This window comes from Mycobacterium sp. (assembly GCF_035274705.1).
Taxonomy (GTDB): Bacteria; Actinomycetota; Actinomycetes; order Mycobacteriales; family Mycobacteriaceae; genus Mycobacterium.
On the sequence record NZ_DATENY010000063.1, the window covers coordinates 15,436 to 35,892 of the forward strand.

At 63.2% G+C, this 20,457-nt stretch carries 19 protein-coding genes and 2 pseudogenes; 4 read left to right on the forward strand and 17 right to left on the reverse strand.

All coding sequences use genetic code 11. From position 1 onward, the window contains the following. Positions 1-289 precede the first annotated feature (289 nt). The 3 genes from VJV41_RS14560 to VJV41_RS14570 all read right to left on the reverse strand — a co-directional run bounded on the left by VJV41_RS14560 (position 290) and on the right by VJV41_RS14570 (position 3,830). Entirely contained in the window at positions 290-2,032 is a 1,743-nt protein-coding gene (locus VJV41_RS14560) for an amidohydrolase (protein WP_325334849.1), read from the reverse strand. Between the two features lie 148 nt (positions 2,033-2,180). Beyond that, positions 2,181-2,951 carry an SDR family oxidoreductase gene (locus tag VJV41_RS14565; RefSeq protein WP_325334851.1) on the reverse strand — a complete coding sequence of 257 codons (771 nt, stop codon included), beginning with the start codon at positions 2,949-2,951 and terminating at the stop codon, positions 2,181-2,183. A gap of 234 nt (positions 2,952-3,185) precedes the next feature. Then, positions 3,186-3,830, reverse strand: coding sequence for a helix-turn-helix domain-containing protein (locus VJV41_RS14570; protein ID WP_325334853.1), 645 nt, complete (start codon positions 3,828-3,830; stop codon positions 3,186-3,188). A 472-nt stretch (positions 3,831-4,302) separates the two neighbouring features. Between VJV41_RS14570 and VJV41_RS14575 the strand changes: the two genes are divergently transcribed. Together VJV41_RS14575 and VJV41_RS14580 are read left to right on the forward strand one after the other, a co-directional pair. Further along, positions 4,303-4,566: a hypothetical protein gene (locus VJV41_RS14575; protein WP_325334855.1), complete on the forward strand. Its 264-nt coding sequence runs from the start codon at positions 4,303-4,305 to the stop codon at positions 4,564-4,566. Between the two features lie 361 nt (positions 4,567-4,927). Further along, entirely contained in the window at positions 4,928-6,424 is a 1,497-nt protein-coding gene (locus VJV41_RS14580; RefSeq protein ID WP_325334857.1) for an amidase, read from the forward strand. A 43-nt stretch (positions 6,425-6,467) separates the two neighbouring features. Here VJV41_RS14580 and VJV41_RS14585 read toward each other — a convergent pair. From VJV41_RS14585 to VJV41_RS14630, 10 genes and pseudogenes are all read right to left on the reverse strand, one after another. Further along, positions 6,468-6,662 (reverse strand): annotated as a pseudogene (locus tag VJV41_RS14585) (hypothetical protein); the annotation flags it as partial. A 60-nt stretch (positions 6,663-6,722) separates the two neighbouring features. After that, positions 6,723-6,962 (reverse strand): annotated as a pseudogene (locus VJV41_RS14590) (DUF732 domain-containing protein); the annotation flags it as partial. A gap of 94 nt (positions 6,963-7,056) precedes the next feature. Beyond that, positions 7,057-8,556: an MlaD family protein gene (locus tag VJV41_RS14595; RefSeq protein WP_325334859.1), complete on the reverse strand. Its 1,500-nt coding sequence runs from the start codon at positions 8,554-8,556 to the stop codon at positions 7,057-7,059. Between the two features lies 1 nt (position 8,557). Further along, positions 8,558-9,643, reverse strand: coding sequence for an MCE family protein (locus VJV41_RS14600; protein ID WP_325334990.1), 1,086 nt, complete (start codon positions 9,641-9,643; stop codon positions 8,558-8,560). A gap of 41 nt (positions 9,644-9,684) precedes the next feature. Further along, a complete protein-coding gene (locus tag VJV41_RS14605) occupies positions 9,685-11,001 on the reverse strand; it encodes an MCE family protein (protein ID WP_325334861.1) in 1,317 nt (438 codons plus the stop codon). Beyond that, entirely contained in the window at positions 10,998-12,257 is a 1,260-nt protein-coding gene (locus tag VJV41_RS14610; protein ID WP_325334863.1) for an MCE family protein, read from the reverse strand. Before VJV41_RS14610 ends, VJV41_RS14605 begins: the two co-directional genes overlap by 4 nt. Further along, positions 12,254-13,282 (reverse strand): MCE family protein, encoded by a 1,029-nt coding sequence (locus tag VJV41_RS14615; protein WP_325334865.1) that lies wholly within the window; start codon positions 13,280-13,282, stop codon positions 12,254-12,256. The genes VJV41_RS14610 and VJV41_RS14615 overlap by 4 nt, the downstream gene beginning before the upstream one ends. 27 nt (positions 13,283-13,309) lie before the next feature. Next, entirely contained in the window at positions 13,310-14,674 is a 1,365-nt protein-coding gene (locus VJV41_RS14620) for an MCE family protein (protein WP_325334867.1), read from the reverse strand. A gap of 4 nt (positions 14,675-14,678) precedes the next feature. Further along, the gene (locus tag VJV41_RS14625) at positions 14,679-15,533 is read right to left on the reverse strand and encodes an ABC transporter permease (protein WP_325334868.1); all 855 of its coding nucleotides are present in this window, start codon (positions 15,531-15,533) and stop codon (positions 14,679-14,681) included. Continuing rightward, positions 15,530-16,240 carry an ABC transporter permease gene (locus tag VJV41_RS14630; RefSeq protein ID WP_325334992.1) on the reverse strand — a complete coding sequence of 237 codons (711 nt, stop codon included), beginning with the start codon at positions 16,238-16,240 and terminating at the stop codon, positions 15,530-15,532. Before VJV41_RS14630 ends, VJV41_RS14625 begins: the two co-directional genes overlap by 4 nt. Positions 16,241-16,570: 330 nt before the next feature. Here VJV41_RS14630 and VJV41_RS14635 point away from each other — a divergent pair, with 330 nt between their 5' ends. Continuing rightward, on the forward strand, positions 16,571-16,696 hold the full coding sequence (locus VJV41_RS14635) for a hypothetical protein (RefSeq protein WP_325335006.1): 126 nt from the start codon (positions 16,571-16,573) through the stop codon (positions 16,694-16,696). Here the strand turns inward: VJV41_RS14635 and VJV41_RS14640 are convergent. Both VJV41_RS14640 and VJV41_RS14645 read right to left on the reverse strand, forming a co-directional pair. After that, positions 16,665-17,087, reverse strand: coding sequence for an enoyl-CoA hydratase-related protein (locus tag VJV41_RS14640; RefSeq protein ID WP_325334870.1), 423 nt, complete (start codon positions 17,085-17,087; stop codon positions 16,665-16,667). The two genes, VJV41_RS14635 and VJV41_RS14640, sit on opposite strands and share 32 nt — an antisense overlap. 276 nt (positions 17,088-17,363) lie before the next feature. Then, on the reverse strand, positions 17,364-17,744 hold the full coding sequence (locus tag VJV41_RS14645; protein WP_325334871.1) for a nuclear transport factor 2 family protein: 381 nt from the start codon (positions 17,742-17,744) through the stop codon (positions 17,364-17,366). A gap of 489 nt (positions 17,745-18,233) precedes the next feature. Between VJV41_RS14645 and VJV41_RS28975 the strand changes: the two genes are divergently transcribed. Beyond that, the gene (locus VJV41_RS28975; RefSeq protein WP_414684959.1) at positions 18,234-18,518 is read left to right on the forward strand and encodes a hypothetical protein; all 285 of its coding nucleotides are present in this window, start codon (positions 18,234-18,236) and stop codon (positions 18,516-18,518) included. 13 nt (positions 18,519-18,531) lie between these two features. Here VJV41_RS28975 and VJV41_RS14655 read toward each other — a convergent pair whose 3' ends face one another. Then, positions 18,532-19,023 (reverse strand): VOC family protein, encoded by a 492-nt coding sequence (locus VJV41_RS14655; protein WP_325334873.1) that lies wholly within the window; start codon positions 19,021-19,023, stop codon positions 18,532-18,534. A 171-nt stretch (positions 19,024-19,194) separates the two neighbouring features. Then, positions 19,195-20,352, reverse strand: coding sequence for an FAD-dependent monooxygenase (locus VJV41_RS14660; protein ID WP_325334875.1), 1,158 nt, complete (start codon positions 20,350-20,352; stop codon positions 19,195-19,197). Between the last annotated feature and the right edge of the window lie 105 nt (positions 20,353-20,457).

Genomic DNA, 20,457 nt, shown 5'->3' on the forward strand with positions numbered 1-20,457 from the left:
ACCAACTGTAGGAGATCCGGTACGGCCGAGACGCATCTTGAACGGGGAGGTCACCGGGCGCGCTCGACAACGTAGCGCACTGGGCGGCGTGCCGGCGCAAATCGATACCTCGGCCGGCACAAACGATCCCAGTCTCACCGACGCCAGTCCACCACTGAAATGCGGGATTTCATCACAACAGCGGGCATGCATCGGCACAAATGTGCGGCTGACGCACTGATTCCACTCCTCGAAGTCCGTGAAAGCTAGAGCGTCACGACGGATTGGAGTCGTCTGGCCGGGCGCAGCGTCACACCTCCGCAGCGGTTTTCAGCGTGTTGTTGTCGTACACAATTCGCCCGTCGAGGTGGGTGCGCAGCACCTGCGTCTGCGGCAGGTCATCGAGATCGCAGGTGATGGGGTTGCGGTCAACGATGGCGATGTCGGCGTGGTTGCCGGGCGCCAGCGCACCCAGACCGTCCCATCGTAAGACTTTCGCGCCGTTGACCGTCCACATGTCGAAGGCCTCTTCACGGGTGATCACCTGCGCCGGTCCGGCGTTGTCCAAACGACTCGGGTAGCGTTTGTGGGTCAGCGCCAATTGCATTTGCTCCCAGGGATTCTTCGGACCCCAGTCCATACCGCCCGCGGGTTGCAGGCCGCCATCGATGATGTCCCGTAGCGGATTGAGCAACGGCAGTGCGTCCGCCGGGAACCGCTCTGCGATTATGTCGCCCTTGCCGAACGTGAAACTCATCGAGACCGTGATGTCAAAACCCCGCTCGGCCAGTGCCCTGGCCTGATCACCTCGGATCAAGAATCCATGCTGAACCAGCCAGCCCGTGCGATCCAGGCGATATTTGTCCATCACCTCGTCGGTCATGGCCAAATGGTCGTCGATCTCGGCGGGGCTGACCGCACACAAGTTCAGCCGCAGACCGTGCTCAGCGCAGAACTCGAACGCTATCCGCGTGGTCTCCACCGACACCTGGCGATGCCCGCTCACTGTACGGCCGTATCCATCTTTGTAGCCTGCAGGCCAGTACAGATGTCCGGCATTGCAGGGGCCGTATGTACAGATGGTGATCCCATCGAACCGCAGCCATTCGTCTTCGAGATCGGTCAATGCCAGCGCTTGTTCGAGGGTCTGGCGAATTGCCTCCGGCGGAAGCTCCGGATCGCCAATCATCGCGCCGGCCTGCAACTCCGGTGCGGCTTTGACTCTGACCGTAAGCAGGCCATTCGCGCGCATGGCCTGATATGCCGCGAGCAAATCGAATGTCATCGCGTGACCCTCGTACGCGGTTGTGATGCCCATGCTGTTGTACTCGGTCATGCCGGCGATCAGGGCGGCGGGAGCCAGTTCCAAGTCCACGATCGGGGGCATCTTCGTGTGCAGCTCGGCAAAAAACGGGTCCTGGTTGTAGTAACTGTTCACACTTCCGCGCAGTATGCCGGTGGGTTCGCCGTCGGCATCCTTATCGATCCACACGTCCGAAACGCGGTCAGGGGTCGAAGAATCGATGCCGAGCACGGCCAGCGCAGCGGAGTTCAGCGCGATGACGTTGGGCTGGGTCGGCGCCCACGCCTCAATGATGACCGGGTGCTGTGTGGTGGCACGGTCTAGAACGTGGCGGTCGGGCAATTCTCCCTCAGCCAGGTCGCGATAGCCGCGACGCTTGAAGTAGTGCGGCTCACCCACAGGGGTGGCGGCCACCCACTTGCCCTTCGGGGTCTGCTGGGCCTTTTCGCGCAGCGCCGTGACGATCTCGTCGTGATTGCGAACTTCAGCCAGGTCCACTAGGCCGGCGCGGAAGCCGGCGAAGTGCAGCAGGTGGGGATGCGTGTCGATCAGTCCTGGTATCACCACGGCACCGTCGAGGCTCTGGCGTTGGGCATCGGCCCCGGCAGCGGCAGTCACGTCCTCGGCAGTTCCCACGGCGCCGATCCGGCCGTCACGAATCCAAATGGCCTCGGCGGCCGGCCCACGGGAATCGACGATGACCTGACCGTCGGTGTAGACGATGTTGGGCTGTTCTGCGTTTGTCGTCATTGACGATCTCCAATCATGTTGGTTTTCAGGGATGGTCGGGGCCGGACTGCGGGTCCGCAGACCTTGCGCCACGGACCTACGTTTGGACGCTGACGATGAGGCCTCCGCCTCACTGCCCTCCGAAGAGGTCTGTCCCCCACGATTTGATTCATGCCGGAAAGGACGAGCGAGCGTGATAGCCGTAATCGGCGAGGAGCGAGACACCGTTGACTGCAAGCGAATTCGGTGAGGCGATGAGAAGCACAAGCCACGCGATGTTCTCCGGTGTGCTCACCGGGTAGTCGACACCGGCGAAGGACTCCATCCCCATGGCCTCGCGCGCCATCGGCGTATCGACGATGGACGGACACACACTGTTGACCCGGATTCCATGCGGCTCATGTAGTTCGACCGACAGCGCGCGGGTCAACTGCACCAGCGCACCCTTTGACGCGTTGTAGGCCAGCATTCCCGGCGCGGCGACGAAGCCCGAGTCGCTGCCGATCAGCGTGTACGTCGGGTCGGTGCCCTTCTTCAGATATGGAAGTGTGAGTTTGGCGGCCAGAAAGGTGCCCAGGACGTTGATCCGCTGAAGCTCGATGAAGTCGAATGCCTGTACGTCTTCGACCGCTTCCCCGAGCGGACCCGCTATGCCGGCACTGGCCACCACATGGTCGATCCCTCCGAGTTCGGCGGCAATCGCGGTGACCGCAGCACCCGTAGAGTCCTCGTCGGCCACATCAGCGGTGACACCGACGATCTTCGCGTGCGGACGGGCAGCGCGAAGTGTCTTCAGAGCTGCTTCCATCCGCCCGGCGGAACGGCCGACAATCCCAACCCGCGCGCCCTGATCGGCAAACAGGTCGGCGACAGCCAACCCGATTCCCGACGTACCCCCGGTGATCAAGACACTTCGGTCGCTCAACTTGAGATCGATCACTTTGGAGCTCCTCAGGTCGAGACCGGCTGTTGGATCGACTATAGGAGAAGTGCGGACTTTACGGAAGTAAATTGGGCGATTTGTTTACAAAGTTTACGTCTCGTAAATAATGCTCACTGACCAGGCTTCTTACGCAAACAGGCAGCGCGACGTTGCACAGACGCCCAGGGCTGATGGCAGTCCCTGGGCCGCCCTTGAACGATCGCGATCCGACGATGGCGCCGCGATGGGCAGTCAGAGGTCTGTGATTAGGGCATTCATCGCTTCGAGAACATCGGCACCAGCAGTGTTTTCGCGCGCAACTTCGTTCAGAGCGGCCCGCATTGCGCCGACAAGCAGTTCGGCCATCGCGCCGGGCGACGCCTCGGACTGCAGGCGGTCGGCTTCCTTCGCAGCGGAAAGGTCTTCGGCGATCAGTTTGGCGATGACGTGGGACGCATGCCCACGCACAGGCGCGAGTGCCTCGTCGAGCGCGGGGTCATCGATCGAGTAGAAGCGACCGACGAGGGGCTTCTGAGCGACTTCCATCAGGGCAGCGGTCGCGGCGATGACATGCGCGGCGAAGTCGCCGTCGACGGCGTAGATCTCAGCGACCCGATCGATCAGCTCGGTGTTGATCTCTTCGTAGAGTTCCCGGAACAACTGCTCGCGGCCTTGCGGAAAGTAGCTGTACAACGTCACCTTGGACGCGCCCGCACGAGCGGCGATGTTCTCCACGCTCGCTGAGCCATACCCCATCTCGGCGAACACCGCGAGCGCGGCGTCCAGGAATTCACGTCGGGTGCGGCGGCGGTTGCGCTCGCGCAACGTCAACGTAGTCGTGCCGCCCGCTACTTTGTCGACCATGAAGTCCTTTCGCACCCGGGACGTGGCTGCCACAACACCTTTCGTGCTAGATCTGCTGCTAACCGTGCCCCACCCTCCCGCCGGCCCACGGAAGGATTGCTTATGCAGAGGCGGTATCCCTGATTACTCGATCAGAATACATACTATCCGTAAAGTCGACGTGCGGTGCTCACATCGCGCCCCGTTCCCAATAGTCCGCCGATCGGCGCGCACTTACGCGCGCGCCGTGGGACACCGAGTGCGTTCCAACGGTGCGTTTCAGGGTGAAGTCGGCGCGGAGAACTCGGTGGGGCTCGTCCACGCGGCGGGTCGATCGCCTCTGCCGGGCGCCCTCTCCCCTCTTCCCGCGGCGGCGGGAACAGTTACCTGAATCAAAGAGCAGAAAAAATACTTGTTGACAACAAAGTGAACGTTTCGTACAAATATTGCGCGGGCCGTCTCGTGAACTGAATCACACCATCACAACATCGCCCGGGCCACCGCGGCGAAGGAAGGCGGGTAAGCCATGCCGGGTACCGCCCAGTGCCTCTTGATCTTTCTACTTGTTCTCTCGCCGCTGTACATTCCGGTCGCAGTCACGGTCGTCGCGGCGATCGGCGACCGGCGCAATGCCATCCGTAGGCGATGGCGGGCCACCGTCCCTCGCTCACATCGGATAGCCACCGCTGAAAAACGGACGCCTCCGCCGGGCAGCGGAGATCGCTCGGCAGTACCACCCCGGCACCATCTCGACCCTGTGCTGACCAACAGCGATGCCGAAGCCGCCTAGAGCCAAGTTCCGACAGCACCGGGGGCCATGCCCGGCAGTTGCGGCCGAGAATGCTCGACGGCCGCTGAGCGGTACGTGAACCCACTTCACATTCCGGGTGAGATCCCCCCTCCGCGCTACCGGTTCACCCCTCCCGCCAAAGCGATTCGCGACGCCCATGGCCGACACGCCACGTTCTTGGTGATGCAGGGCCGTCACCCGGCGCCAAGCGAGCCTTCGCCGCGAATCGTGGCGATTTCGCAGTTCGAGGCAAGCTTGTGAGACACCTTACGCTGATGATACATTGCACACTATTCATATAGAATGTGAACGTTTCGTACATCTTTGTACCGATTCGTCACCAGTCCTGAAGGACGGTCGGATGAAGGCAGCCAAACCCTCCGCGGACAGTTCCGAACTCTTCAACTCTGCTAGCTGCTGGCTGCAGATGTTGCGCGCGCGCAAGATCGGCGCCGTCGAGCTGCTCGAGCTACACCTGTCGCAGATCGACAAGCACAACGAGACGCTTAACCTTGTGGTGGCCCGCGATCTCGAGGGAGCACTGCAGGCTGCGCGTGCTGCGGACAACAGCGAGCCATCTGAGGATTCGCCGCTTCACGGCCTGCCCATGACGGTCAAGGACACCTACGAGGCCATCGGGATGCCAGCGACTGCCGGCCTTCCTTTCCTCGCCGACCATCGACCGCAGCATGACGCAGAAGCCGTCGCACAGCTTAAGGCGGCGGGAGCCGTGATCTTCGGCAAGACGAACGTGCCCCCCGGTGCCTTTGACTGGCAGTCGTTCAACGACATCTACGGAGTGTCCAACAACCCGTGGAACCCACAACGCACGCCTGGTGGATCCTCAGGGGGCTCGGCTGGAGCTGTCGCGGCCGGCTTCAGCCCGCTGGAACTAGGCAGCGACGTCGGCGGTTCGATTCGGGTTCCCGCACATTACTGCGGGGTTTACGGCCACAAACCCAGTTACGGGGTGGTTCCGAGCCGAGGTCACATCCCCCCGCTGCCCGGTCAACTGATCAGTTATGAACTCGCAGTGAGCGGACCGCTCGCCCGCAGCGCGTATGACCTCGAACTCGCGCTGGACGTCCTTGTGGGTCCTGGAGAGCGCGACCTTCCGGCGTGGACCGTCACGATTCCACCGAGCCGACATGAACGACTAGCCGACTTCCGTGTCGCCCTGTGGGTTGACGACACGTACGCGGTCGATTCGGGGTACCTGGCGGCCATCGACAGCTTCGTCGAGGATCTTCGCAAGGTGGGCGTGAGCGCCGACGTGGCGCGACCAGAGATTGATCCGGCGCAGTCCTATGAGATCTACCTCGACGTCTTGTTGGCGCTGGCTGGTGCGAACCTGTCCGAACCGGCCGAACAGTCGATCTACACGGCGGCCGCTGCGTTGCCCGCGGACAGCGACGACTACGCGGCCCGGTTGGCTCGAGTCCTGAAGAAGCGTCACGTTGAATACTTCGCGGTCGACCAACAGCGCGCGCTGCTGCGACAGTCGTGGCGCGAGTTCTTCACCCGGTACGACCTAGTACTCGCGCCCGTCTCACCAACAGTGGCGTTTGAACACGATCACCGAGGTATAGAGAGGCCCGACCCCATCAGCGCCGGACAAGCGCGAACCACGATTGTCAGTGGCGAGGGGCGCCCCTACTTCGATGGGTTGCAGTGGCCGTCGCTCGCCCTTGTCGCCGATCTGCCCGCAACCACCGTACCCACCGGAAAGTTCGTCGACGGCCTACCGGCGGGTGTCCAATTGATCGGGCCATACCTCGAAGACCGCACACTACTGCGCTTCGCCCAGCTGGTCGAGCGTGAACTCGGCGGTGCCCCAGTGCCGCCCACGTGCTTGTAGTGAAACATCCGGTTGGGCAGATTCAGGAGGGAAATCCGATGAGCGACTTGTTCGTGGAGACATACAAGACATCCACGTCCGGGTCGTACCACTTCCGCCGGCCCAGCTGAGGCAAGCCGCACATGTTGCGGATGTCGACACCGCCATACTGCGCCATGCCCGCCGTGATCGCCCCGCTGAAGGTCGTGCTCGACGGAGTCAAGAAACCTGACAACATCAAGCCCGCGTAGCGGAACCGGCGATGAGGCTCGCCAGTACGGCTGACCGATGAGGCATACCAATTCTCCTTGCCTCGTTGTTATCCCGGAGGCAGACGGCAGTGCGCAGCAGAGTTGCGCAGCTGCCAGATCTGGGCGGGACACAATTCGCTGACAGCCTTGTCGATCAGGTAGGAGGCCTGATACTCGTCGGCGGTGTTGAAGTCCGAATTCACGTCACCGATAGGATCGGAGTAGCTCCGGCACTGAGATACGTTGTCGCACAGTTGTTTCCCGTAGGACAAAGCGTCATCGGCGCTGGCGAAGTTGCAGCCCGGCTGCCAACGTGAGCACCAATAGCACTGTCGACATGACTATCAGCGCCTTCGACACCCGCGAAACCCCTCTCCGCCCCGCGGCTGTCGTCGAGGGCCGTCAGTTGCCCGGACCGGGCGGCATCATCATGGTCTGCCATGTGTGCTCCTTTGGCGCGTCTTGGGCCAGGTTGGACTGGGTGTAGATATGTCCGTCCGGCCCGACATAGGTGCCAGTGGCAGGGTCGTACCCAGTGACCGCCAACGGCGGCGCTGGACCGCTCGGCGGACCCGACGCGGGGAGGGTCGCGGAAAGAGGCGGCGCGCCCTGGGAGGGTTGCGATCCCGGCGGCAGTTGCGGAATGTCCTGACCGGACAACGTGGCGTTGGGATCGCCTTTCCAGTTGGTGCCGTCGTTGAGCGGGACGTACTGCTCGTCGCTTTCACACATCTTGGCTGTGGGGGCCCGCTTGCCGGGCACGGTCGCACATGGAGTGTTGCGCGCGCCGCGGACCGCGACCAGCCGAGAGTCTTGTGGCACCCGGCAGTAAAGGTCCCCAGCCGGAAGATCGGGGTAATCCACCAATGATGCCGGCCGCCGTTGCTGGACGGGCAGATAACCGGTGGTGCACGGCGGCGGCAGGTTCACGTTCAGGTTGAAATCCAGGTAAGCGCCCTTGTAGTCCTGTTTGGTGTCGAGGTTGGCCATCATGGCACCCTGATATTCCTGAACGACCTGCGGCACAAGCACCAACAGCTGCTCGATATTGGGCTGATAGGCCACAGCGACCTCCCCTACGCTGACGAGATTCGCCAACAGGATCGGCAGCGTGGGCTGTAACCGTTCGATCAACTGTCGCGCCTCGGCAACGGCCGGCGCACCATGCTCAATCAGCCCGCTGACAGAGCTGTCGTGGGCCTGCAGTTGCCGTGTGACGGTGGCCAGGTGCGCGGCCCACGCGTGGATGGCGTCGGCGCTTTCGGCCTGAGAATCCAGGACGGGTTGTGATCGGTCGATCAGCGCGGTCAGCGAGTCGAGGTTGTCTCGGGCGTCGATGGCCAGTGTCGTTGACCCCCGCACCACGCGGGAAATCTCGGGGCCCAGGCCACCGACGGCGACATAGCCTTCGTCGACTACTGTCTTGAGGTTGTCGTGCGGGATCGCCTGCAGGCCTCGATTGGTCGCTGCGACAAGCGAATTGATATCGGGTGGGATCGACGTACGGTTCAGTGGTATGACGTCGCCATTCTTGAGCGGCGCCGAGGTGGTGCCACGCGGTGTCAACGCCACAAACTGCTCGCCAATCGAACTGACGCTGTCTACCCGTGCCTCAAGGTCGGATGGGATCGGGATGTCTGAGCGCAGCGACAACACAGCGACCACACCGGTATCGGAAAGATGGATCTGTGAGACCCGGCCGACTTCGGTACCCCGATAGGTCACGTTGCCACCTTCGTACAAGCCGCCCGTGGCGGGCAGCTGCACGGTTACGGTGTACTGCCCCAGGCCAAACAGCAGCGCCGGCAGCCGGATATAGCCGAAGGTCATCACGGCGCCTGCGACGAGCGCCACAACCGAACAGATGGCCAGCTGAATCTTGGTTCGCCTGTCGAGATACATGTCATGGCCCTTGGTCGACGCGGTACGGAATGGTCAGGGGATTCCCGGCCGTGTAGGGGCTCGGCATTTGTCCGACGGTGCGGCCCCACTGCAATTCCAGTTCGGTGAGGTTTCCCTCCCAACGTGTTCCGGTGAACAGTGAGGAGTCGATACGGCTCAGGGTCATGTCCACGACCAACGTCATGTTCGCGTAGTCGCCGCGGAACGCGTTGGTGACCGTTTCTTTCGTCCATGGAAGAGTGGACAAGAAGCTCAGAGACCGAGTCAGGGCGGGGCCGGCGTTGGCCAGCGACTCCAGAACTGGCCCAAGGTCTTTGAGCTCTTGGACGAGGCTAGCTTTGGTCTGGTTGACCGAATCGGCGGTCAGCGCACTGAATTTGCCGAAGCGATCGAGCGCCTCAGCGAGGTTGGCACGCTGGTCCTTGAGGACCGCAAGCGCATCTGGGATCGTTTGCAGAGCGGTGTCCAGCACTGGCTTGCGCTCGGCGAATTGGCCAACAAGATTGTTGAGACTATCGGTGGCCGCGATGATGTCGCCGGTTTGGTCGTTGACGTGGGCGATGAACTCATCGAGCTGGTGGATCAGGCTGCGGAGGTCTTGCTCGCGGCCAGCAAAGGCGGCACTGAATTCTCTTGTGATCTCTTGGATCTGGCCGACACCTCCGCCGTTGAGTAGCAGCGAGAGCGCCGAGAGTGTCTGTTCTGTGGTCGGGTACGCCGCACCCGAGGACAGTGGTATCAGTGAACCGTTGTGTAGCCGCCCCTCAGGAGCGATGTGGCTCGGCGGGGCGAGTTCGACGTGTGTCGAGCCGAAGACGCTGGTCTGACCCACTGTGGCAATCGCGTTGGCGGGCAGGTTGACCGACCCGTCGAGCTTGATCGTGACCAGCGCATGCCAGTCTTGGCGTTCGATCTTGGTGACGGTACCCACGGTGACGTCACCAACTCGAACACGTGAGTTCTGTTGCACCGTAGTGACGTCCGGCAGTTGGACCTGCACTGTGAACGCCCCCGGTCCATCCCCTTCGGTGCCGGGCATCGGCAGGGAGTTCAGCCCTTTCCAGCCGCACCCGGAGATCGTCAGCATCACCAGCAACGCTGACACGCCCAGCCGCAGTCGAATTCGGTTCACCGCCCGACCCCCGTCGGCATCATCAGACCGGGCAGGCCGTCGGCCGGATTGGTCTGCACTGGCGACTCGGCCGCCAGCGGCGCCGGCCTTGCGGGTGGGGGCGGCGCGTCGGGCGGAGGCGCGGCTGCCGGCGGCGGCACGTGGTCGGGCCGCATCCAGTCTTCGCTGTAGGTGATCTCGTTGGGACGCGCTGCCGCTCCGACGAATAGGTTCTCGCCGAATGGCAAGAAGTTGTACTGCCGGTTCTTGATGATCGGCGCAAGGTATTGCACACACAGCTTGGCCGACTGGTCTGCCCCCAGCCGCGATGCCGCCTGAATCGCACCGCAGAGGAATTCGATCGGGTTGGCGAAGTTGTTCATCGACAGGGCGCCGGTGAGAGCGGCCTGCGCGGGCTGGTAGACGTTGGACAGGTTCTGAAGGGCAGTGGGCGCCAAGTGGAGTAGCTGTTTGATGTCGTCGAGGCTGTCGACAATTGTCGTTGATACTGCACCGAGTTTGTCCGACGTGGTGCCAAGTGTCTCGCGGTTGTCGGCGATGAAAGCCTGTACGTCGCCCACGGCGGTGTTGAGGTCATCTACCGCCCGGCCCACCTCCGTGGGGTCGTCGGCCAGCGGCGCGGTCACCGCGGCGAAGTTGCGGTTGAGCTCGGCCATCAGGTCGCTACTGGATTGCAGTGCCGAGACGAGGACGGAGAGGTTCTTGACCGTCGAGAAGATGTCGGCGCTGCGGTCGCCCAGCGCTGAGAATGCCTGCGCGAGCTTGATCAGGGTCTCGCGGATATTTGGCCCCTCCCCGCGAAGGTTGTTCGCGGCCGTGTCGATAAAGGCACCCAGTGTGCTGACGCCTCCCGGCTGCGTGGGCTGCAGGGTTTCGGTCAGCTTTTGCAACTGGTGTCGCAAGTCGTCCCATTCCACCGGAACCGCCGTGCGTCTCTGGGGGATCACGGCGCCGTCAATCATTGCGGCACCGCCGGTGTAGGCAGGTGTGAGCGCGATGGCGCGCGCCGTCACCAGCTGCGGTGACAGGATCACCGCCTTGGCGTCGGCGGGCACCGAGTAGCGCTTGTCCACCCAGAAGGTGATCTTCGCGCGCTCCGGCTGAGGTTCGATCTTGTCGATGGCCCCGACGGGGACGCCGAGAATGCGGACCTCGTCGCCGACGAAAATGCCGTTGCTGTTGTCGAAGTAGGCGACGATGTGAGTCCTGGTCACCGTGTGCCAGGTCGAACGGGTGACCACTGCGATGCCCGCCAGCGAGGTCACAACCAGTGCGACGGCCAGTCCCACCTTGACACGACGCGTGGCGATCATTGACCTCCCTCCGAAGTGGTAGGCGTGGCGGGGGCAGAGGGCGACAGGGCGGGCGGCCCGGGAGGCGGCCCGCCTGGAGGTGGAGCCGGCGCCGGTTCCCGGTAGGGATAGCGCGGATCGCCGGGCTTGCCCGTAATCGCATCCGGCAGCGTCAGATTGGGGTCGCCTCCTTGACCGGTGCGCGGGTAGGGCACGGGCAGCGCCGGGGTGGCCGCTTGGCCCGTCTGCGGGTCGTGCAGTTGCGACGGCGCCAGCACGTTCGGGTCGAGGCCGAGGTCGGAGAAGGCGACGTCGATGAACGGCTGCAGGTACTGCCCGGGTAGCAGGTTCGCGACGTAGGCCTTGAAGAACGGCCCCGACGACACCGATTCGCCCAGCCGCATCACGTACCCCTTGGCTAGCTCCAGAGACTTCTGAACGCGCTCCTTGCGTGCGTCGACCATCGTCAGCACGCCGTTGAGCTTGTCCAGCGCGGGCCGCAGGGTCGCGCGGTTTTCGGCGATGAATCCAGAGAGCTGTTTGGCCACCGACGAAAGGTGGTCTGAGATCTGATCCAGAGCCGCGCTTTGGGTTCGCAGCTCGGCCAGCAGCGCGTTGGTGTTGGCGATCAGGCCGACCACCTGATCGCTGCGCTGGGCGAGCACTGCGGTCGCATTGTTGGCGTCGGTCAGCAGAGCGCGCAGCTGGGCGTCTCGCTTGTCGAGGCTCTCTGAGAAGCGGGCGACCCCATCCACGGCGATCTTGATGTCGGGTGGAGTCTCGGAGAATGTCTTCGCCAGTGTGGCAAGCGATTCGGATACCTGGTCGGTATCCAGGCCGCTGATGGTGGACGACAGATCGCCGAGCGCATCCAGTAATTGGTACGGTGACTTGGTTCGCTCCAGCGGTATCGCCTGTGTCAGCTGGCCGTCGCCGAGCGGCGTGACGTTCAGCAGCTTGGCACCAAGTAGCGACTTCGTTTTGATCGCGGCCTCGGATCGATCACCCAGTCGGATCTTCTTGTCCACCTTGAACGTGACCAGCACACGGGCACCCTCCAGGTCGATGCCGGAGACCTCGCCCACACGTAGGCCGGCCACCTGCACTGGGGCGCCCGTACGCAAACCTCCGGCCTCGGCGAAGTACGCCGAGTAGTTTTTCGCGGAGTCGACAAACGGCAGCTTGTCGTACTGCAGTGAACCGGCCACAATGGCAGCACCGAGGGCCAGTCCGACCGCCCCGATGACGACGCGGTTGCGTTCGGTGAAGGGTTTCATTTGGGTGCACACCGCCCTGAACTCTGGCCGGCTACCTTGACATACACTGGCTGACCGCCCTTGCCGTTGAGCTTCAGCACCGCGTCGCACAGATAGAAGCTGAAGAAATCGCCGTAGATGCCCTGCCGGGCCAAAGCCTGGTAGGCGTCGGGCAACGTGTTGAGCAAGTTGTCGACGTAGTCGTGGTCGGCGACCACAATCCCTGCGGCGCGGTCGGTTTCGTGAACCACCTTCTGCAGTGCTGGGCGGGCCTGGGCGAAAAAGTCGGCCACCGTCGCCGCGGCGGCATTGGTATTGGCTACCGCGCCCGCGATGTCTGATTTGCGCTCGGCGAGGCCCTTGACCAGTTCTGACAATGAGTCGACTGCTTTGTCGAATTGGCGGCTCCGGTCGCTCAATGAGCCCAGTACCGTGCTGAGATTGGTGATGACCTGGCCGATGAGTTCATCGCGGTCGGCCAGCGTGTTCGTCACCGCTGCGGTCTGCGCGAGGAACGAACTGATGGTCGTGCCCTGACCTTGGAACGCCGCAATCAGCTGACCGGAGAGGGCGTTGACCTGGTCTGGATCCAGCGCCCGGAAAAGCGGGCGAAACCCGCCGATGAGCGCATCGAGGTCCAGCGCCGGCCGCGTGCGTGCGGTGGGGATGGATTGGCCGGGCTTGAGCGGCTTGACGTCGCCGGTACCCTCCTCCAGCGCCAGATACCGACCGCCGATCAGGTCAGCCCATCGGATCGCCGCGCGGGTACCCTCGGTCAAGACCACTGAGTCGTCGGCCGAGAACTCCACTGACACCAAGGAATTGGCTTCGACGGCAATCCTTTTCACCTTGCCTACCTCGACACCGGCGATGCGAACGAAATTGCCCTCGGCCAGACCGGTCACGTCGGTGAATTCGGCTTGGTACACCTTCTCGTCCTGAAACCGCAACTGCGCGAACACCATCAGCAACGCGACGGTGCCCAGCGCACACACCACGCTGAAGACGGTCAGCCGCCAGACGGCGCCAGCCAGATTGTCTTTCACGGCTACTTTCCTCGTCGTATCAGCTTGTCAGGGTGCCGGTGGGGGCTCGACCGGCAGTGGCACTGGTTGCGGGGACGGCGGCACGCCCGGGTACAACGGCGCGCCGTCGGGGCCGTATTGCGGTGCGCCGTAGGGTGGTGCCCCCGGATAGGGAACCGGCCCAATCGCGGGCGGTCCCTCGCCGCGGACACTCGGCGGCTCGGGCACCGCGCGCGTTACCGGAAAGAAGTCCACCCACCACGGGTGTCCGATACCTGAATTGGGACGCCAGTCCAGACCGGTTCCCCACCCGGTGTTGGTGACCAGCTGGCGGACGGGAAAGTTCTTGCTGGCATCCGGTAGCGAGCCGCAGCTGGGCTTGCCGCCCGGACCACCCTTCGCGGCGACGGCGGGCAGATTGTCCGGGTACCGGTAGGGATCGTCGCCCATCAGGACGCTGGCGTCGATCACAAGGCTGTGGCCATTGCCCCCCATGGCGTCATAGCCACCCTTGTCGAGAAACCACTTGGCTCCCATGAGCACGCACGTGTATTCGGGGTTGTACTTCATCAGCAGATCTGTCGTCGGCTGCGCGGTGTTGATGGCGCGCACAAGGTTGTCCTTGTTCGGCGCCAACAGGTTGATGCCGCTCTGCGAGAATCCAATCGTGTTCAGCAGCAAAGCATCTAGGTCTGACGCATGGCGGGTGATTGTTGCACTGGTTGTGCTGGCGGTGTCGAGGACGTTGATGATGTCCTTGGCGGCCGCACCGTATGCGTCGCTGAATCCTTTTAGGGATCGCCAGTCTTGGGCGGCGGTATCGGCCCGCGGATTCAGCGCCAATAGGACCTCGTTGGCGTCGGTGATGGCCTGGCCCATGCGTTGGCCTTGACCGCGTACCCCGTCTGCCAGCGCTGTCAGCGTCGCGTTCAGCTTGGCGACGTCGATCTGGTTGAGGACACCGACGAGGTCTTGGAAGAGGGTGTTGACCTCGGTGCTGACGTTGCGAGACCGCAGCACCGCGCCCGGCGCGAGGCGCTCGGAACTCGGGTCCGGCGGTGGGATCAGCTCGACATACTTCGCACCGAAGACCGTCGTCGATCTGATTTCGGCCTGCACGTTGGCCGGAATGTACTCGATCTGATCTGGCGAGAACTCCAGCTGCAGACTTACCGGCCCGTTTCCTCCGGTGATCGACCCGACGTGGCCGACTTCAACGCCGCGCATCTTGATTCGCGCCCCCGTCTCCATCACCAATCCAGACCGGTCAGAGGTCAACGTCGCCGAAACATAGGACTTGAACGACCCGGTGTAGAAGCCGGTACACACCGCGGCGAAGGCCGTGACTGTGAGAATCAAAATCAACGTCCACCACGCCGGGTGGATACGGCGGTCTTCCGTCCTGGCGTCCACGGCGCTATCCGGCGAGGTGGAAGTTGCCGGTCTGGCCGTAGATGGCCAGAGACATGAACACGACCACAAACGACGCGCTGATCAGCGATGTGCGCACGGCACGTCCGACTGCTTCGCCTACCCCTGCCGGCCCGCCAGACGCGGTGAAGCCGTAGTAGGTATGCACCAGCATGATGACGGTAGCCATCATCATCGCCAAGAAGAAGGACCAGATGATGTCGACCGGGTTGAGGAACGTATTGAAGTAGTGGTCGTAGACGCCGGTGGATTGGCCATAGACGGCGGTGGTGCCGAATCGCGCTGCGAAAAAGGACATCAGCACTGCAACGCAATACAGGGGTATGACGACGACCACTCCGGCGACGACCCGTGTCGATGCGAGGTAGGCGATCGAGCGGATGCCCATGACCTCCAGCGCGTCGATTTCTTCGTTGATCCGCATCGCGCCGAGCTGGGCGGTGGCTCCCGCGCCAATGGTGGCGGCCAGGCCGATTCCCGCTGTCAACGGGGCGATGAGGCGCACGTTGAAGTAGGCCGAGGCGAATCCGGTGAGTGCTTCCACGCCGATGTCGGCGAACTGGTTGTACCCGCGGACGGCGATCAGAGCGCCTGTGGACATCGTCAGGAATCCGACGATGACAATCGTGCCGCCGATGATGGCCAAAGCGCCTGTGCCCAGGCTCATTTGCGCGATCAGCCGCACCGTTTCCGCCTTGTAGCGAACGAAGGCGTCACCGGCGGAGCGCAGAGTCGTGAAATAGAACTGCGTTTGGGCGCCAACGCGATTCCACCCGACAACCCGGTCAGCTATAGCGCTTTGCAGCCTCTGGTATCGCTTGCTCGGAAGGGGCTGTGTCATAGCGTGGCCTTCATTCCCACCGCGCTGGCCACCAGGTTGATCAAGAACAACGCGAGAAACGAATACACGACGGTCTCGTTGACAGCGATGCCCACACCAGCCGGCCCACCACCTACCGATGTGCCCTTGTAGCAGGCGATCAGTCCCGCGGCCAAACCGAACAAGGTCGATTTCAACAACCCGATAATCACGTCGGCGAGGCCGGTAACCAGTGTCAAACCCGACACGAAGGCGCCTGGGGTGACGTGCTGGGTGAACACCGAAAACGTGAAAGCGCCGGCCAGGCCTACAAGTACGACCACAGAAGACAGCATCACGGCGACGAATGTGGCCGCAAGCACCCTGGGCACCACGAGCGCTTGGATCGGGTTGACGCCCATTACCCGCAGGGCGTCGAGTTCCTCACGAATGGTCCGCGCACCAAGGTCGGCACACATCGCGGTGGCGCCGGCGCCAGCCACGACGAGCACAGTCACGATCGGCCCGATCTGGGTCACCGTGCCGAACGCCGCACCGGTGCCGGACAGGTCGGCAGCGCCGAACTCCATGAGCAGCACGTTGAAGGTGAACACCAGCAATACGGTGAACGGGATCGCCAGCATGACGGTCGGCAGCAGTGACACACGCGCGACGAACCACGATTGCAGCAAGAACTCTCGCCACGCGAACGGCCGCCGGGGGATGGACAGCAGGGTGTCCATCGCCATCGCAAGAAACCCGCCGATGGCGTCAAACGGCTTAGCGACGGTGCTCAACGAAATCACTGTTGGTTCCCTGCTCCCTAAGCCGCGACAGTGTGCTGGATGGGAGTGTTACTCGCGGTCATCAGAAGCTCTCCTAATTAGATACCGAACGATCGGTCACCGAATTGTGCAGTATCGAGACACAGGACACAAGACCTACCGATCAGTGACCCGACGCATACCGGACGGGTCCTGGCCAGAAACGCCTCGACGCCTGCCGTGTGGTCGGTCGAGACTCCAAGGTGCTGTTGCGCCTCGGCTTCCCTTTCGAGGACGTGTTGCATCGAGGCGCTCGTGTTGACTTCCGGCATAGGCCTTTACCGGGTTGCGGCGGGTGGGTCCCGCGACAACCTGGGCGGCCACATCGGCCGCCGCCTCGGAGAGCTCCTCATCGGTGACGACACGATTGAGCAGCTCTAGCTTTCAGCTGTGGCCGCGTCGATGGTGTCGCCGAGCATGAGCCGGACGGTGGCCCGGCCGGGGCCGACCAGCGTCGCCAAGGATGCCGACAACGCAGAATCAGCGGCCACCCCGATACCTGGCAAAAGCGGTGCTGACCTCGGCGTTTCCGCCTAGCAATACAAATGTCGGACGCCAATGCCAACCCGAGGCCGGCGCCCAAGCACGCACCGTTGATGACCGCGATGATCGGCACTTCGATGTCGTGCAGGGCTTGGGCGACGGGGTTGTAGTGCTCACGCACCGTGTGGATGGCAGGGCGGGGATCGCCACGCAAACCGTCGACGTGCTCGGCAAGGTCTTTTCCGACACAGAAGCTGCGGCCCCAGGCGCTTAGAAATGCCGCCCGCACCGATCCGTCGACAAGAGCATCTCCTTGGCAGCCGGGTTCAGGGCGTTGGAGGATTCAGGACGGTTGTGCCTGATCGCCGCGACACCGCCGTCGACCGGATATGTAACCGAGGTCGTCGAAACCAGCCATCACTTGCCTCCTCAAGCGTGCGCGATCCGCGACTGACGCCACATATATAACCGACCTTTCGGTCGCTAATCGGGGGGGTCAGGCCGGGCCCGGTCGGCATTGCTGGGCGGGTTTGCGATGACTCAGTGGGATCCCGATCAGTACTTGTCAGGCCTCCCGGACGGACGTCGACTGCCAATTCACTACCCGCCACGCGCCGTCGGGCTGGACCGCCCAGATGACGGTGAAGCGGTTGTTCACCTCGCGGACAGCTCCCTTGATCTCCGCCTTCATGGTCGCGACGCCGCCGATGAGGACGACATCGCCGATAGAACGGATCGTCTCGTCCTTGACCTCGATCCGCAGATACTTGGTCGATCCGTTCGCAATCGCCTCGAGGAGCCCGGTCTTGGTGTCGACACGCGCCGAGGCGTGAATCCAGACCATGTCGTCGGCGAACATCTCCGACAGGGTGTCGACATCCGCCTTCGTCATCGCCGCCCGGCGGCCCCGGTCGAGGTCGAGAACCACGCTGATGTCATTGCTCATGTTCACTCCTTGAAGATTCGCGGGTGTCGGACGGGCGTCGGCGCCACCGATCGGGCCTGATTATGACCGACATGAATCGTGCTTCCTTTCACCGAGATTCGAATGGCTGATAGCTGCCGGTACCAATTTTGCGTCACAGCCGACGATCACCTCGAATTCGGTCCCAAGTCTCAAACTCAGGGGCGCACTCGCGATCTTTCGCAATCGGGGCACCGGCGCCGCCATAGCCGTCGCGTCGGCGTCGCGGATCTTTCTGATCGCGTACGGTTGCAGTCTCGCAACCGCTTGGCGACTGAGAGTGTTCGAATTCGGCACACTGTCAATTGTTTACGCGGCAGCGGCTCTCGACAGATCGCTTGGATCTGCGTCGCGTCCACCGATGCTCAAGCAGCGTGATGTCGCCATGCGATGGCTGCCAGCGTTCTTACCCGCGGCGGACTGGAGGCCAGGTTCGCAGAGTGCGCGAATCTCGGTGCGATGATTGGCGCCATGGCCGCACCGCGAACGCGCCCCAAACGCCGAGTCGGCCGCCCGGGTCACGACGTGGACTCGTTACTTACCGTCGCGGTCAGCTTATTCAACCAGCGCGGCTACGACCGCACGTCGATGGAACATTTGTCGGCCAAGCTCGCCAATTCGCTCCTCCTCGAGCAACTTTCGGGCGCGATCGAGCCCCAGCCGCGTCGCTGTCACACACTGGAGGGCGAGCAACCAGTCATCTCACGAGACACCCGAGAGAACGGCAAGCATACGAATTCGTTTCACCAGCGGTGAGATTGCGATCAGGTCATTTCAGCGCGGAGGCGAGGGTTGTCACGAGGTATGCGATCGCCTCGGCGTTCTTCGCGTCCCCTGCCCGTTCTGCGACCTGTTCCGGGGTGAGTTCGGCGACGCGCGATTGGATCCACCAGAGGTTGCCCAGGGGGTCGCGCACGCGGCCGACCTTGTCGACATTGTTACCCGACAGGAACTCGGTCGGTTCGGTCACCATCACGGCGCCTGCCTGCACTGCGCGCTGCACGACGGCGTCCGCGTCGGCGACGTACACATGCAGCAGGCTCGGCGTCTCCATCGGAAAGGGTGAATCGCACATCAGCACGATGGAATCACCGATCCGAGCCTCGGCGTGACCCAGCACGCCCTCGACCTCGACACGGCCTAGTTCCTCGGCGTCGAACACCTCCTTCATGAAGTCAATAAGCGCCGCGGTGTTCCTCGTGACAATCCACGGCGTGACGGTGGTGAAGCCATCGGGGGTGGGGCCGAGCTGTTGTGTCATGGCGTCCATCCTTCGAGTTGTAGGTTGATGAGCTCTTTCAGAATCTCTGTGCCGAACAAATGTGAGGTGCGACAAGCAGGACTGAGGAGGGCGGCACAGTCGCATCACGGCGAAAATGCCCCAGCCAGAGGGACTTTCCGTCGGTACCGTCTCCTAGGCAGTGCGCGGGCATCAGCGTGCTGGAGGGGACCACGAGTAGGCCGCGCTCATCGCGCTGGTCAACACCGACACGGGTGTGAGATAGGCCAGCGCATCGCGTATCGGGCCGAGGGCCGGGTTCTGCATGAACTTGCCGACCGTGCCCGAGAGCCGGGACATCTGTTCGGTGCGCGGACGGCGGATGGTGTTGTAGGTCTGGAGGCCGCGGTCAATCCCGTCTGCGTCGATAGCGTCCGCAAGCACGATCGCATCCTCGATGGCCTGGCAGGCACCCTGTCCGATATCGGGCGTGACCGCGTGCGCAGCGTCGCCGATCAGCGCCACGCGATCACGAACGAACGACGGCATCGGCGTGCGCAGGTAATAGACATCATGGCGGCCAAGCACCTCCGGGGGTGTAGAGGCGAGCAGCTGCGGGATGGGGTCGTGCCAGCGCCCGAACCGCGCGGCGAGCGGGGCGAGGCCGAGCTCGTGCTTGTCGGCATCGGCCAGGTTCTCGCACGCAAACCAGTACACCTGGCCGTCGTTGATCGGGTCTATCCCGAAGCGGGCGCCGCGTCCCCAGGTGGTCGTGATGACCGGGGGAATGTCCGGAGCGTCCGCGGCCGGGACGATGCCGCGGAACGCGGTGTATCCGGCGCTCACCGGTCCAGGGTGGCTCGGGAACAGTTGGGAGCGTAGGCGGCTTTTGATGCCGTCAGCGACCACGACCAGTTCCGCGGTTGCCGACGTCGTGCCCTCTGGGGTCTCGAAGGTCACTGTGCCCGATTCTGCGTCCGTGGTGATTGCGGTGGCTCGGTGGTCAGTTCGTAGAACGGCCCCGTCCACCCGGTGCAGCAGGAGGTCGTGCAGATCGGCGCGGTGGATGGCGTAGATCGGGGCGCCGTAGCGGCGCTCGATGCCGACAGCCGAGACCATCAGGAGGGAACGGCCTGACGGTGTGCGGACTTCGATCCCCTCCTGGCGCCGGCCCCGCTCGCGAAGGTCCTCGCCCACGCCGAGGTAGCGCAGGGCCTTCACGGCGTTGGGGGCCATCCCAACGGCTGCGCCCACCGGTCGGATGGTCGGTGCTTGCTCGTAGATATCGACCTGCCAGCCCTTGCGCTGCAGTGCTCGGGCGGCCGTCAGGCCCCCGATGCCGGCGCCGACGATGATCGCTTTTCCGCTCATTTGTCCTCCCATGAAACTCGTCCTGGCGTAACATTCAAACGAACGTGTGAAACGAACGTTTGAATTAAATCATATACCATCCCGCTGAGATGTATGAGGAGGAGG

Coding starts and splice junctions, on each gene's coding strand:
- VJV41_RS14660 (WP_325334875.1), bottom strand. CDS start 20,352: ATGAGCGGAAAAGCGATCATCGTCGGCGCCGGCATCGGGGGCCTGACG.
- VJV41_RS28975 (WP_414684959.1), top strand. CDS start 18,234: ATGGCCGCACCGCGAACGCGCCCCAAACGCCGAGTCGGCCGCCCGGGT.
- VJV41_RS14630 (WP_325334992.1), bottom strand. CDS start 16,240: ATGGCGATGGACACCCTGCTGTCCATCCCCCGGCGGCCGTTCGCGTGG.
- VJV41_RS14655 (WP_325334873.1), bottom strand. CDS start 19,023: ATGACACAACAGCTCGGCCCCACCCCCGATGGCTTCACCACCGTCACG.
- VJV41_RS14645 (WP_325334871.1), bottom strand. CDS start 17,744: ATGAGCAATGACATCAGCGTGGTTCTCGACCTCGACCGGGGCCGCCGG.
- VJV41_RS14595 (WP_325334859.1), bottom strand. CDS start 8,556: ATGTATCTCGACAGGCGAACCAAGATTCAGCTGGCCATCTGTTCGGTT.
- VJV41_RS14625 (WP_325334868.1), bottom strand. CDS start 15,533: ATGACACAGCCCCTTCCGAGCAAGCGATACCAGAGGCTGCAAAGCGCT.
- VJV41_RS14610 (WP_325334863.1), bottom strand. CDS start 12,257: ATGAAACCCTTCACCGAACGCAACCGCGTCGTCATCGGGGCGGTCGGA.
- VJV41_RS14575 (WP_325334855.1), top strand. CDS start 4,303: ATGCCGGGTACCGCCCAGTGCCTCTTGATCTTTCTACTTGTTCTCTCG.
- VJV41_RS14600 (WP_325334990.1), bottom strand. CDS start 9,643: ATGCTGACGATCTCCGGGTGCGGCTGGAAAGGGCTGAACTCCCTGCCG.
- VJV41_RS14580 (WP_325334857.1), top strand. CDS start 4,928: ATGAAGGCAGCCAAACCCTCCGCGGACAGTTCCGAACTCTTCAACTCT.
- VJV41_RS14605 (WP_325334861.1), bottom strand. CDS start 11,001: ATGATCGCCACGCGTCGTGTCAAGGTGGGACTGGCCGTCGCACTGGTT.
- VJV41_RS14560 (WP_325334849.1), bottom strand. CDS start 2,032: ATGACGACAAACGCAGAACAGCCCAACATCGTCTACACCGACGGTCAG.